At 71.6% G+C, this 12,498-nt stretch carries 15 protein-coding genes and 1 tRNA gene; 9 read left to right on the top strand and 7 right to left on the bottom strand.

Features of this window, described 5'->3' with window-relative positions:
* Positions 1 to 81 precede the first annotated feature (81 nt).
* A complete protein-coding gene (locus tag ABEA53_RS12420; protein ID WP_345481535.1) occupies positions 82 to 1,011 on the top strand; it encodes a DsbA family protein in 930 nt (309 codons plus the stop codon).
* A 65-nt stretch (positions 1,012 to 1,076) separates the two neighbouring features.
* Here the strand turns inward: ABEA53_RS12420 and ABEA53_RS12425 are convergent.
* Together ABEA53_RS12425 and msrB are read right to left on the bottom strand one after the other, a co-directional pair.
* Positions 1,077 to 1,152 (bottom strand) — tRNA-Thr (locus ABEA53_RS12425).
* 37 nt (positions 1,153 to 1,189) lie between these two features.
* On the bottom strand, positions 1,190 to 1,588 hold the full coding sequence (msrB, locus tag ABEA53_RS12430) for a peptide-methionine (R)-S-oxide reductase MsrB (protein WP_345481536.1): 399 nt from the start codon (positions 1,586 to 1,588) through the stop codon (positions 1,190 to 1,192).
* Positions 1,589 to 1,731: 143 nt separating this feature from the next.
* Between msrB and ABEA53_RS12435 the strand changes: the two genes are divergently transcribed.
* From ABEA53_RS12435 to groL, 4 genes are all read left to right on the top strand, one after another.
* Positions 1,732 to 2,016: a DUF3263 domain-containing protein gene (locus ABEA53_RS12435; protein ID WP_345481537.1), complete on the top strand. Its 285-nt coding sequence runs from the start codon at positions 1,732 to 1,734 to the stop codon at positions 2,014 to 2,016.
* A 53-nt stretch (positions 2,017 to 2,069) separates the two neighbouring features.
* Positions 2,070 to 2,621 carry a LytR C-terminal domain-containing protein gene (locus ABEA53_RS12440; RefSeq protein WP_345481538.1) on the top strand — a complete coding sequence of 184 codons (552 nt, stop codon included), beginning with the start codon at positions 2,070 to 2,072 and terminating at the stop codon, positions 2,619 to 2,621.
* 171 nt (positions 2,622 to 2,792) lie between these two features.
* Entirely contained in the window at positions 2,793 to 2,996 is a 204-nt protein-coding gene (locus ABEA53_RS12445; protein ID WP_345481539.1) for a cold-shock protein, read from the top strand.
* A gap of 316 nt (positions 2,997 to 3,312) precedes the next feature.
* Positions 3,313 to 4,935, top strand: a complete 1,623-nt coding sequence (gene groL / locus ABEA53_RS12450; RefSeq protein ID WP_345481541.1) for a chaperonin GroEL — start codon at positions 3,313 to 3,315, stop codon at positions 4,933 to 4,935.
* A 147-nt stretch (positions 4,936 to 5,082) separates the two neighbouring features.
* Here groL and ABEA53_RS12455 read toward each other — a convergent pair whose 3' ends face one another.
* The 4 genes from ABEA53_RS12455 to ABEA53_RS12470 all read right to left on the bottom strand — a co-directional run bounded on the left by ABEA53_RS12455 (position 5,083) and on the right by ABEA53_RS12470 (position 8,214).
* Complete coding sequence (locus ABEA53_RS12455) at positions 5,083 to 5,370, bottom strand: WXG100 family type VII secretion target (RefSeq protein ID WP_345481542.1); 288 nt, start codon at positions 5,368 to 5,370, stop codon at positions 5,083 to 5,085.
* A gap of 45 nt (positions 5,371 to 5,415) precedes the next feature.
* On the bottom strand, positions 5,416 to 7,104 hold the full coding sequence (locus tag ABEA53_RS12460) for a sensor histidine kinase (RefSeq protein WP_345481543.1): 1,689 nt from the start codon (positions 7,102 to 7,104) through the stop codon (positions 5,416 to 5,418).
* Between the two features lie 64 nt (positions 7,105 to 7,168).
* Positions 7,169 to 7,864 (bottom strand): response regulator transcription factor, encoded by a 696-nt coding sequence (locus ABEA53_RS12465; protein ID WP_119480874.1) that lies wholly within the window; start codon positions 7,862 to 7,864, stop codon positions 7,169 to 7,171.
* Between the two features lie 74 nt (positions 7,865 to 7,938).
* Complete coding sequence (locus ABEA53_RS12470; protein ID WP_345481544.1) at positions 7,939 to 8,214, bottom strand: hypothetical protein; 276 nt, start codon at positions 8,212 to 8,214, stop codon at positions 7,939 to 7,941.
* Between the two features lie 130 nt (positions 8,215 to 8,344).
* On the opposite strand from ABEA53_RS12470, the gene ABEA53_RS12475 reads away from it, so the two are divergent.
* Together ABEA53_RS12475 and ABEA53_RS12480 are read left to right on the top strand one after the other, a co-directional pair.
* Positions 8,345 to 8,725, top strand: a complete 381-nt coding sequence (locus ABEA53_RS12475) for a cold-shock protein (protein WP_345481545.1) — start codon at positions 8,345 to 8,347, stop codon at positions 8,723 to 8,725.
* 2 nt (positions 8,726 to 8,727) lie between these two features.
* The gene (locus ABEA53_RS12480) at positions 8,728 to 9,348 is read left to right on the top strand and encodes a DUF3027 domain-containing protein (RefSeq protein WP_345481546.1); all 621 of its coding nucleotides are present in this window, start codon (positions 8,728 to 8,730) and stop codon (positions 9,346 to 9,348) included.
* Positions 9,349 to 9,365: 17 nt separating this feature from the next.
* On the opposite strand, the gene serC is transcribed toward ABEA53_RS12480, so the two are convergent.
* Positions 9,366 to 10,487 (bottom strand): phosphoserine transaminase, encoded by a 1,122-nt coding sequence (gene serC, locus ABEA53_RS12485; RefSeq protein WP_345481547.1) that lies wholly within the window; start codon positions 10,485 to 10,487, stop codon positions 9,366 to 9,368.
* Positions 10,488 to 10,579: 92 nt separating this feature from the next.
* On the opposite strand from serC, the gene ABEA53_RS12490 reads away from it, so the two are divergent.
* Both ABEA53_RS12490 and ABEA53_RS12495 read left to right on the top strand, forming a co-directional pair.
* Entirely contained in the window at positions 10,580 to 11,272 is a 693-nt protein-coding gene (locus tag ABEA53_RS12490) for an iron-dependent transcriptional repressor DtxR (RefSeq protein WP_345481548.1), read from the top strand.
* 320 nt (positions 11,273 to 11,592) lie between these two features.
* Positions 11,593 to 12,237 carry a C40 family peptidase gene (locus ABEA53_RS12495; protein WP_345481549.1) on the top strand — a complete coding sequence of 215 codons (645 nt, stop codon included), beginning with the start codon at positions 11,593 to 11,595 and terminating at the stop codon, positions 12,235 to 12,237.
* The last annotated feature ends 261 nt before the right edge of the window (positions 12,238 to 12,498 follow it).

Below are 12,498 nucleotides of genomic sequence, written 5' to 3' on the forward strand. Positions count from 1 at the left end.
CGGGGCGCCTATGCGCCGCCCTTACGCACGGCGGTTACCATGCCTGCCCGTGCCGCCGGTCGGCGGTCGCAGGAGGGATCCATGAGCAACGCTGCGAGAGCGTCGAAGAACGAGCGCCGTGACGCCGCCCGGGAGAAGGCCCGCGAGCAGCGCCTCCGGCAGCAGCGCCGCGAGCGCCGCAACAAGGTCGTGCTGCAGGCGACCATCGGTGTCGTGATCGTCGCCATCGTGGCGATCGTCGCCGTGATCATCGTCAACTCGGTGCGCCCGCCCGGGCCGGGCCCGCGCAACATGGCGAGCGGCGGCATCACCATCCAGGGCGCGCAGCTGACGGCGGCGAAGACCGCCGCGCCGTCCTCCGACGCCACCCCGTCGCCGCAGCCCACGCCCAGCGACGGCGTCGTGCTGATCCAGGCCTACGAGGACTTCGGCTGCCCGGCCTGCCAGAGCTTCGAGCAGACCTACGGCAGCCAGGTGAAGCAGCTGATCACGAGCGGCGCCGCGGTCGTGCAGTACCACCCGGTCGCGATCCTCGACAACCACTTCACCGACAACAGCTACTCGACGCGGGCGGCCAACGCGGCCGCAGCAGTCGCGAACTACTCGCCGGACACCTACGCGGCGTTCCACGAGCTGCTGTACCGCACCGACGTGCAGCCCAAGGAGGGCGGCCCCGGCCTCACCGACGACCGCTTGATCGAGCTGGTGAAGCAGGTCAAGCCGAGCAACGTCGCGCAGATCACCACCGCGATCCGCGACCAGCAGTTCAAGGCGTGGGTGCAGGCCCGCACCGACGAGTTCATCGACAAGACGGGCTCGCTCGCGAAGGTGACGATCCCGACGAAGAACCGGGCGTCGACCCCGACCGTCGTCGTGAACGGCCGCTACTGGGACGGCTCGACCAACTTCGGCAGCTTCGTCACCAGCGTGGGCGGTGCCGCCGCCGCGACGCCGAGCCCCTCGGCCTCCGCCGCGCCGACCCCGACGCCGAGCGCGACGAAGTCGGAGTAGCGCCTCCGGAGTCATGCAGAAGGCCCTCCCCGAGTCCGCGGGGAGGGCCTTCTGCATGTGCGCGCTGGAGCCGAGAGTCGGAATCGAACCGACGACATCCGCATTACAAGGGCGGCGCTCTACCGACTGAGCTATCCCGGCGCTCCGTCAGTCTACGAACGGCGCTCCGCCCCCGGTCTCACTCCTCGTGGAAGGAAAGGGAGATCGAGTTCATGCAGAAGCGGTCGCCCGTCGGGGTCTGCGGGGCGTCGTCGAACAGGTGCCCGAGGTGCGAGCCGCACCGGGCGCACAGCACCTCCGTGCGGGTCATGCCCCAGGCGGTGTCGACCTTCAGCTCGACGGCGTCGGCGGAGACGGGCTCGTAGAACGACGGCCAGCCCGAGCCGGACTCGAACTTTGTGGTCGAGCGGAACAGGGCCGCGTCGCACGCCTTGCAGCGGAACAGCCCGTCGCGGTGCTCGTCGAGCAGGGCTCCCGACCAGGGGCGCTCGGTCGCCGCCTCGCGCAGCACCTTGAACTCGTTCGGGTCGAGGGCGGCTCGCCACTCGGAGTCGGTCTTGGTCACTTCGTAGGTCATCGCTGCCTCCCCGGCGGGCGTCCGTGCTCGCATGAGCGGACACGGCGTTCGGCTTCCGCCTCACGGGGAGCCAGCGCTTCTAGCATCCCTCCTATTCCCTCGAACGAGGGGGGCGGGCCGCACGGAAGGACACCGAGCACGACGTGGACGAATCCGTGGACCCGACCGGCGGCGAGCCGGCGCTCTCCGCCCGGGAGCTCGACATCCTCGCCTTCGAGCGCGCCTGGTGGCGCCGCGGAGGGAGGAAGGAGGAGGCCATCCGCGAGGAGTTCGGCATCTCCGCCGCCCGCTACTACCAGGTGCTCGGCGCGCTCATCGAGGCGCCCGCCGCTCTGCGGGAGGATCCCATGCTCGTGACGCGCCTCCAGCGCCTCCGCGATGCCCGAACGGTACGGCGCGCCGATCTGCTGCGCCGGCACTCGAGCTGAGCGCGACAGGAGCCGTGCCGGTCGTCCCCGGTGCGGCAGGAACACGGAGAACAGTGGAAAGAGGCGCGACCGCGCGACCGCGCGATCGGTTCGACGACGTCCCCACCGACCTCGCGCGGGTCGGCGCGCACCGGGCACCGGCCCGTCGCGGCCGCGGGCTGGCGACGTTCGGCTGGGCCGCGCTCGCCACCGGCGTGCTCGTGGGCGCCGGGGTGCTGGGCCTGTCGGTCATCGAGCGCGGCGTCGCCACGACCGGTGACGGCGGGACCACCTCGAGCGCCGCGTCGGCTGCGGCGCCCGCCGCGACCATCGACCCGGACGCCTCCGTGGTCGTGCTGAACGCGACGAAGACCTCGGGACTCGCCGCGAGCGCGGCCGCCGCTGCGAAGAGCGACGGCTGGAAGGTCGCGTCGACCGCGAACGCCGACACGCAGGGCGTCAAGGTCTCCACCGTCTACTACGGCGACAAGGCCTCCCAGGGCGCCGCCCTCGGGCTGGCGAAGTCGCTCGGGATCGGCCGCACGCAGCAGTCGGACCGGTTCGACGTGAAGGGGAGGACGCGGCTGACGGTCGTGCTCGGCTCGGACTTCACCGCCTCCTCCTGACGCGGATCCGCCCGTTCCGGCCGTGCGTGTTTCGGCGCGGTTTCCGGCGTGTTGAGAGTCGTCGACGATCCTCGCGCAGGGCGCTCCAGCGCCTCCGGGCGCACCGCGGGCGCTGTTGGATTGCCCTCGTGCAGCGGGGGAGCCCCGCCGCGAGGTGAGGAGCAGCGCCTGATGGCAACCGGTGTCGTGAAGTGGTTCAACGCCGAGAAGGGCTACGGCTTCATCACGGAGGACGGCGACGGCCAGGACGTGTTCGTCCACTTCTCCGCCATCGAGATGACCGGCTACCGCTCCCTCGCGGAGGGGCAGCGCGTCGAGTTCCAGGTCGGCGCCGGCGACAAGGGCCCTCAGGCGGAGGCCGTCCGGCCCAGCTGACGGCCTTCGATCCGCGAGCGGATCGAGAGCCCTGCCGCTCCGCGCGTCGCGGACGCGACCCGCGGTGCGCCGCACCTGCTTCGAGCCCGTGCCGCGGAGCAGGTGGCGACCGGGCGGGCGGACGCTCCGGCAGGCGGGTGGTTCCCGTCGCCGTACGGGTTCCGCCCTGGGCGAGCGCGGCCGCCGCGGCTTGCACTCCTCAGGGGCGACTGCCAAAATGCTTTAGCACTCGGTCTGATCGAGTGCCAGGCGTGGTGGCCCCACCCGGAGACGCACGCCGTCCCGACCGTCACCGTCCAGGGAGGACGAAGCACTTATGGCGAAGATCATTGCCTTCGACGAGGAGGCCCGCCGCGGCCTCGAGCGTGGCCTGAACACGCTCGCTGACGCCGTGCGCGTCACGCTCGGCCCGCGCGGCCGCAACGTCGTGCTCGAGAAGAAGTGGGGCGCCCCCACGATCACGAACGACGGCGTCTCGATCGCCAAGGAGATCGAGCTCGACGACCCGTACGAGAAGATCGGCGCGGAGCTCGTCAAGGAGGTCGCGAAGAAGACCGACGACGTGGCCGGTGACGGCACGACCACGTCGGTCGTCCTCGCGCAGGCGCTGGTCCGCGAGGGCCTCCGCAACGTCGCCGCGGGCGCCGACCCGATCAGCCTCAAGCGCGGCATCGACAAGGCCGTCGCGGCCGTCGTCGCCGAGCTGCTGTCCGCCGCGAAGGAGGTCGAGACCAAGGAGGAGATCGCCGCCACCGCGTCCATCTCCGCCGGCGACGAGACCATCGGCGCGATCATCGCCGAGGCGATCGACAAGGTCGGCAAGGAGGGCGTCGTCACCGTCGAGGAGTCGAACACCTTCGGCACCGAGCTCGAGCTGACCGAGGGCATGCGCTTCGACAAGGGCTTCCTGTCGCAGTACTTCGTCACGGACCCCGACCGCCAGGAGGCGGTGTTCGAGGACCCGTACATCCTGATCGTCAACAGCAAGATCTCGAACATCAAGGACCTGCTGCCGATCGTCGACAAGGTGATCCAGAGCGGCAAGCAGCTGCTGATCATCGCCGAGGACGTCGACGGCGAGGCGCTCGCGACCCTGATCGTCAACAAGATCCGCGGCATCTTCAAGTCCGTCGCCGTCAAGGCCCCGGGCTTCGGCGACCGCCGCAAGGCGCAGCTGCAGGACATCGCGATCCTGACCGGCGGCCAGGTCATCTCCGAGGAGGTCGGTCTCAAGCTCGAGAACGTCACCCTCGACCTGCTCGGTCAGGCCCGCAAGGTCGTCATCACCAAGGACGAGACCACGATCGTCGAGGGCGCCGGCGACGGCGAGCAGATCGCCGGCCGCGTGCAGCAGATCCGCAACGAGATCGAGAACACCGACTCGGACTACGACCGCGAGAAGCTGCAGGAGCGCCTCGCCAAGCTCGCCGGCGGCGTCGCCGTCATCAAGGCGGGTGCGGCCACCGAGGTGGAGCTCAAGGAGCGCAAGCACCGCATCGAGGACGCCGTCCGCAACGCGAAGGCCGCCGTCGAGGAGGGCATCGTCGCCGGTGGTGGCGTCGCCCTCATCCAGGCCGGCAAGACCGCGTTCGAGAAGCTCGAGCTGCAGGGCGACGAGGTGACCGGCGGCAACATCGTCAAGGTCGCCGTCGACGCGCCGCTCAAGCAGATCGCGCTGAACGCGGGCCTCGAGCCCGGCGTGGTGGCCGAGAAGGTCCGCAACCTGCCCGTCGGACACGGCCTCAACGCCGCGACCGGTGAGTACGTGGACATGCTGGCCGCCGGCATCAACGACCCGGTGAAGGTCACCCGCTCCGCGCTGCTCAACGCGGCGTCGATCGCGGGCCTGTTCCTCACCACCGAGGCCGTCGTCGCCGACAAGCCGGAGAAGGCCGGCGCCCCCGTGGGCGCCGACGCCGGCGCGGGTATGGACTTCTGATCCAGCCGTAGCACGCACCGGAAGGGCCGGACTCCTCGAAGGGGGTCCGGCCCTTCTGCGTCCCCGGCGGGACGTGCTCCGGATCCGTGCCGCTCCTCCTGGCGGAGAGCGGCACGGATCCGGAGCACGACGCGGGCGGCCGCGTCGTCAGTTGAAGAGGCGCGCGTTCGCCAGCTCCGTCTCCACGTACTGCTGGCCCGCGACGCGCAGCGCACGGTCGATGGAGGCCAGCACCTGCTCGACGTTCGTCTGCGTGGTGCGCCACTGCTGCACGACGCCCTGGAACGCGACGGCGGCGCCGCCCGTCCAAACGCTCTGCAGCGCGTCCAGCTGGCCGTGCAGCGCCGACACCTCGCCCTGCAGGCGCGAGACGGTGGCGCCGATCGCGGCGGCCGCGGAGTCGACGGCTTCGCTGTCGACGGTGAAGCGGGTCATGGGGTCCTCCTGTCTGCCGGGCGGGTCCCGGGCGGAGGCGCCACGCTAGGACGCGGCCCGCTGCTCCTCGTCGACGAGGTCCTGCTGATCCGACTCGGCCTCGTCGTCCTCGCTGGGGAGGAGCGGAAGCGCGACCCGGAACGTCGCGCCGCCTCCGGCGGTCTCCGAGATGCCGATCGTGCCCTGGTGCGCGCTGACGATGGCGGCGACGATCGCGAGCCCCAGGCCGCTGCCGCCGGTGTCGCGGGTGCGGGAGGAGTCGGCGCGCCAGAAGCGCTGGAAGATCTTGTCCCGGACCTGCGGCGGGATGCCCTCGCCGTGGTCGACGATCTCGAGCACCGCGACGCCGCGGGCCTTGTCGCCGTAGGTGGCGATCTCGATGGGGGAGCCGTCGGGCGTGAAGCGGATCGCGTTGCCGATCAGGTTCGCGAGCACCTGCCGCAGCTTGTCCTCCTCCGCCATCACGACGGGGCGGGCGGTGCCGGTGCGGATCGGCGCGGAGGCCTCCTCGCCGTCGCGGGCGCGCCGGCGGGCCCGGATGAGCCGTGCGGAGGCGAGGCGCAGCGAGCCGGTGACGCTCGCGGCGTCGGGGTTGACGCCGCGGCGGAAGAGCCGGCTCGAGGTCGTGGTCGACGCGTCGGGCGCGTCGCTCGTGTCGTCGCTCACCGGGCGCAGGATCTCGACGGTGCCGGTCGGCTGCTCGGGGTCGTGGCCGATCACGCGGATCGGGCGGCTCGGCGCGAGTGCCCTCGCATCCATCGCGGCGTCGTGCGCGAGGGGCAGCAGCTCGACGACCGTGCGCTTCAGCTCGCGCGACTCGTCGAGCCGGGCGAGGGCCAGCAGGTCGGAGACGAGGGCGCCGAGGCGGATCGCCTCGCGCTCGATGCGGTCCATCGCCGACGCGACGTCCTCGCGGGACTGCAGCGCGCCCATCCGGTACAGCTCCGCGTACCCGCGGACCGAGACGAGCGGGGTGCGCAGCTCGTGGCTCGCGTCGCCGACGAACCGGCGCATCTGGTCGATGGTGCGGGCGCGGTCCGCGAGCGCGCCGTCGATGCGGTTCAGCATCCGGTTCAGCGAGCGGTTCAGTCGCCCGACCTCGGTGTTCGGCGTCGTGTAGCCGAGGCGCTGGCCGAAGTCGCCGTCGGCGATCGCCGCCGCGGTCCGCTCGACCTGCTTGAGCGGCGAGAACGTGGAGCCCACCAGCACCCGGGTGAGCACCGCGCCGACCACGACGACGCCGATGCCGAACACGAAGAAGAGCGTGAAGAGCTGCGCGATGAGCCGGTTGATGCTCTCGAGCGGGATGCCGAGCACCGCGACGGAACCGTCGTCGAGCGTCTTCGCCGCGATGCGGAACGCGGCCGCGTTGCCCTTCTTGACCGTGAACGGCTGCTCGTACCGCCCGATGTCCGTCGAGGTGATCCGCGGGATCGCCGGGTCGAACTCGGACCACCGCGGATTCACCTGCACCGGCGAGCCGTCGGCGTTCAGATGGGCGAACACGAACTGCGTCGCCGCAGCGGTCTCGTCGTTCTCGGTGGTGGCGAGGGAGACCGACTTCAGCGTCTCGCTGATCTGCGTGTCCGCGTCGGTGATCAGGTAGTTCCGCAGCACCGTCATCACGCCGATGCCGGACACCACGAGCCCGAGCGTCAGCACGAGCACGGTGACGCCGGTGATCTTCGCGCGCAGCGAGATCCCGTTCCACCACTCTCCGACGGTCGCTCGCATGGTGGACGTCATTCTCGCGGGAGGAGGTGGTGAGCGCGCTGCACGGCCGTGCGGCCGCGGGAGGTCAGACCTTCGCCGCCTTCAGCATGTAGCCGAAGCCGCGCTTCGTCTGGATGATCGGCTCCGCGGAGTGCGCGTCGAGCTTGCGGCGCAGGTAGGAGATGTAGGACTCGACGATGCCGGCGTCGCCGTTGAAGTCGTACTCCCACACGTGGTCGAGGATCTGCGCCTTCGAGAGCACCCGGTTCGGGTTCAGCATCAGGTAGCGCAGCAGCTTGAACTCGGTCGGCGACAGCTCGATCGCCTCGGATCCGACGGTCACCTCGTGGGTGTCCTGGTCCATCGTCAGTTCGCCCGCGCGGATCACGGCGTCCTCCTCCGCGTGCATCGTGCGGCGCAGGATGGCCTTGATGCGCGCGACGATCTCGTCGAGGCTGAACGGCTTCGTGACGTAGTCGTCACCGCCGACCGTGAGGCCGGTGATCTTGTCCTCGGTGTCGTCCTTCGCCGTGAGGAAGAGGATCGGCGAGGTGTAGCCCGACGCGCGGAGGCGCTTGGTGACGCCGAACCCGTTCATGTCGGGGAGCATCACGTCGAGGATGATTAGGTCCGGCTCCTCCTCGAGCACGGCGGAGATCGCCTGCGCGCCGTTGCTCACCGCCCGCACCGCGAAGCCGGCGAAGCGCAGGCTCGTGGTGAGGAGGTCCCGGATGTTCGGCTCGTCGTCGACGATGAGGATGCGCGGTTGCTCGGACGCCATGTCGCACAGTCTCTGCGCGCTTCCTGAGTGGACTCTGATACTTCGTCGTGCGTGATGCCGACGCAGGACGAAGGTCAGCGACGACTTCGCTGAGCGCCTTGCTCACGGGCCCTGCGGACCGCCAGCACGACGAACAGCGCGATCACCAGCAGCAGGCCGATCGTGAGGCCCGGCAGGGGCAGCAGCTGCAGCACGAGCAGGCCGCCGGACTGGAACGCCGCGTTCGGCAGGCCCGACGCCCGCAGGATCAGCAGCACGACGACCGCGAGGGCCGAGACGCCGATCAGGGCGAACGCGAGCGTCGCCAGCACGCGCTGCGCGCGCGGGGTCCGGGTCTCGCGCTCCACCACGGGGCGAGCCTATCCGGCGCCGGTACGGCCGCCTCCCGCCGCCGTTAGGATGGTGCGGTTCTTCCCGGGGCCGCCTGCACGCACGCGCGCCCGCCTCCTCCACACGAGCCCAGTCCACACGAGGTCCTCCATGCCCACCGGCAAAGTCAAGTTCTACGACGACAGCAAGGGCTTCGGCTTCATCACGTCCGACGACGGCGAGGAGGTCTTCCTCCACGCGTCGGCGCTGCCCGCCGGGGCGGTCGTGAAGGCCGGCACGAAGCTCGAGTTCGGCGTCGCGGCCGGCAAGCGCGGTTCGCAGGCGCTCTCGGTGCGCGTGCTCGAGAACCCGCCCAGCATGCAGCGCATGGCGCGGCCGTCCGCGGAGGACCAGGCCGCCCGCATCGAGGACCTGATCAAGCTGCTCGACCGCGAGGGCGCGAACCTGCGTCGCGGGCGGTACCCCGACTCGGCGCACGGGTCGCGCATCGCCGCGCTGCTGCGCCGCGTCGCCGAAGACTTCGACGCGTAGCCGTGGCGGTCACGCGGCAGGAGCGGATCGAGCTCGCCCTCTCGGCGCTGCAGGAGGTCACCGGCGCCGCCGGCATCGGTGAGGTGCTGGCGGTCGAGGAGGTCGAGCCGGGCGTCGTCGACGTGCGCTTCGCCTGCACGACCTCGGCCTACTCGGGCTGGCACTGGACCGTGTCCACGGCCGACCTGCCCGACCAGGAGCCGACGGTGCTCGAGGTCGAGCTGCTGCCCGGCGACGGCGCGCTGCTGGCGCCGCCGTGGGTGCCGTGGGCGGAGCGGCTCGCCGAGTGGCGGCGTCAGCACCCCGACGAGCGCCACCCCGGCGAGGCGGTCGACGACGACACCGACGACGACACCGACGACGACACCGACGAGGACCTCGACGAGGACGACCTGACCGGCGACGACAGCATCGACGAGGTCGACGAGGCCGACCTCGAGGGCGACGAGAGCCCCGAGGAGACCGAGCAGGACTCCGGTGACGTCGCCGACGAGGACGAGGACCGGCACCCGGTCGACGGCGGCGACTCCGACGAGGACGACCCGGACCACGACGAGTTCGACGAGGACGAGGACGACTCCGACGACCGGGTCCGCCCGGCGCTCGAGGACCGCTCCCTCTAGCCGCCGGGCGGCGACCCTCAGCGGGTCGCGGCCACCACGTGCTCGATGCAGGCGATCAGCGCGGCGACGTCCGCCGGGTCGACCGACGCGAACGTGCCGATGCGCAGCTGGTTGCGGCCGAGCTTGCGGTAGGGCTCGGTGTCGACGACGCCGTTGGCCCGCAGCGTCTTCGCGATCGCCGCCGCGTCGACGCCGTCGAAGTCGATCGTCACGACGACCGGCGAGCGGTGGGCCGGGTCCGCGACGAACGGCGTCGCGTAGTCGACGCGCTCCGCCCAGTCGTAGAGCAGGCCGGAGGAGGTCGCGGCCCGCTCGGCGGCCCACGCCAGACCGCCCTGCTCGTTCATCCACTGCAGCTGCGACTCGAGCAGCACCAGCGTGGACAGGGCGGGCGTGTTCAGCGTCTGGTCGAGCCGCGAGTTCTCGAGGGCCGCGCCGAGCGACAGGAACTCGGGGACGTAGCGGTCGGACGCGGCGATGCGCTCGATGCGCTCGACCGCCGCGGGGGAGACGAGCGCCGCCCAGAGGCCGCCGTCCGAGCCGAGGTTCTTCTGCGGCGCGAAGTAGTAGACGTCCGCCTCGGCAGCGTCGAAGGCGATGCCGCCGGCCGCGCTCGTCGCGTCGATCACGGTGAGGGCGCCGGGTGCGGCGATCCGTCGGACGGGCGCGGCGACGCCGGTGGAGGTCTCGTTGTGCGGCCAGGCGTACACGTCCACGTCGTCGACGACCTCGAGGTCCGCGCGGCTGCCGGCCGGCGCCTCCGTCACCGCGGGCGCCGCGAGCCACGGGGCGCGCGCGGCCTTCGCGAACTTCGAGCCGAACTCGCCCCAGGTGCCGTGGGCGCTGCGGTGCTCGATCAGGCCGAAGGCCGCGGCGTCCCAGAAGGCCGTCGAGCCGCCGTTGCCGAGCACGACCTCGTAGCCGTCCGGCGCGCCGAGCAGGGTCGCGAGGTGCTGCTTGACCGAGCCGACCAGCGCCTTCACCGGCCGCTGGCGGTGCGAGGTCCCGAGCACCGTGCGCGACACCGCCACGAGGGCCTCGATCTGCGCGTCGCGGACCCGGGAGGGGCCGCAGCCGAACCGGCCGTCGGCCGGCAGCAGCGCGGCCGGGATCTCAAGCGTCCGAGGTGCATCCGTCACGGGCACCAGAGCCTATCCGCGCCGTGCCGGGCGCTCCGCGGGCGCGTCGCCTGCGCGTCCTACACTGTCAGCGGCCGGAGAGGAGGGCTGCGATGACCGATCTCGTGGACACCACCGAGATGTACCTGCGCACCATCCTCGACCTGGAGGAGGAGGCGATCGTGCCCCTGCGGGCGCGGATCTCCGAGCGCCTCGGCCACTCCGGTCCCACCGTCTCGCAGACCATCGCGCGGATGGAGCGCGACGGCCTCGTCGTCGTGTCCGGCGACCGGCACCTCGAGCTCACCATCGCGGGCCGCACCAAGGCCGTGCACGTGCTCCGCAAGCACCGCCTCGCCGAGCGGCTGCTCAGCGACGTGATCGGGCTCGACTGGGAGTTCGTGCACGAGGAGGCGTGCCGCTGGGAGCACGTGATGAGCGAGCAGGTGGAGGAGCGGCTCGTCGAGATGCTCGGCAACCCCACCGAGTCGCCCTACGGCAACCCGATCCCGCCGCTCGACGACCTGAGCGCCTCCCCGTCCCTCCGGTTCCTGGAGGGGGTCGTGTCGCTGGTGCCGCATGTGCGCGCGAGCGACGGCCCGGTCGAGGTGACGATCCGCCGGCTCGGCGAGCCGGCCCAGTTCGACCCGGAGCTGCTGGGCGAGCTGAAGGCGACCGGGGTCGTGCCCGGTGCGAAGGCGGTCGCCTCGACGACCTCACGGGGCGTGCGCATCGAGGTCGACGGCTTCGAGGACGCGCTCGAGCTGCCCGCCGAGGTGGCCGTGCACGTCTTCGTGCAGGCCTGAGCGCCCGCCGCTCGACCCGTCTCATCCTTCGAGTGGATGTCGAAGGTTCTCCCGCGCGTCGCGCGTCCGGGTCGTAGTCGTTTCGTTACCGTGATCCCGGTTCCAGGGGCACGACGCCCCCGGTCCGAGTTGCGCAGGGGGTGCACGTGGGGGCGAAAACGGGTCTCGATGACTCGCGGACGACCGGACGCGTCCCGCGCCGCGCCGGCCGCACCGCGGACGGCGACCGGCCGGACGCCCGCAGGGGTCGGCGCACGGCGCCGCACGCGCCTGCCGCGACGGCCGCGCGGCAGCCGGTCCGCCGCGCCCGATCGCGCGTCGTGCTCTCCGCGCTCGTCATGACCTTCGCCGCCGGCCTCGTCGCGACGCTCGCGCTGCCGTCCTACGCCTTCGACCCGACCCGCACCGGCAACGCCGAGAACGTCGCGGGCCGCAGCGTCACGAGGAGCGGCGAGCAGCAGTACGAGGCGGACGAGGACATCGCCGCCGCCGCGCTGCAGCGCGACACGTTCAAGGCCACCTCGTCGGCCGCGCTGCTGCGCCGCGCGTACGCCACGCAGTTCTCCAGCTACTCCGGCCCGAGCGCCGCCGACTTCCTGAAGAACCCGGCGCACCCGGCCTTCAGCCTCGACGGCGTCGTCGGCACCGCCATGCAGTACATCGGCGTGCCCTACGTCTTCGGCGGCGCCGACCCGAGCGGCTTCGACTGCTCCGGCTTCGTGATGTTCGTCTACGCCCAGTACGGCGTGAGCCTGCCGCACTCCGTCCACGCGCAGGACGGGATCGGCTCGCACATCTCGCCGGCCGACGCCCGCCCCGGCGACGTCATCGTGTTCAACGACGACTCCCACGACGGCTTCTACGTCGGCAACGGGATGATCCTGCACGCGCCGTACCCGGGCGCCCGCGTCCGCGTGCAGAAGCTGTGGACCAACGACGTCCACTTCGTCCGCTTCGGCATCTGAGCCCGTCCGCACCCGTGAGCGGGCCGCGGCGTGAACATCCCGTCACAGTGCGGTCGCGGTTCGCCCCGGCGGGCACGCGCGGTCGCACGCGTGATCTAGCCTGACGCTCGAGAGACCCCGGCGGAAGGACTTCCGATGACGAACGGCAGCAGGTGCGGACGGTCCACGTCCGGTGTCCTGCTGGACGCGCGTCATCGCAGCGTCGACCATCGTCGACGCGCCATACCGTCCGCGGTGCGTGAGGAACAGGGTGTCGTCCGT

The sequence above is a fragment of the Amnibacterium soli genome (genome assembly GCF_039544415.1).
Classification (GTDB): Bacteria; Actinomycetota; Actinomycetes; order Actinomycetales; family Microbacteriaceae; genus Amnibacterium; species Amnibacterium soli.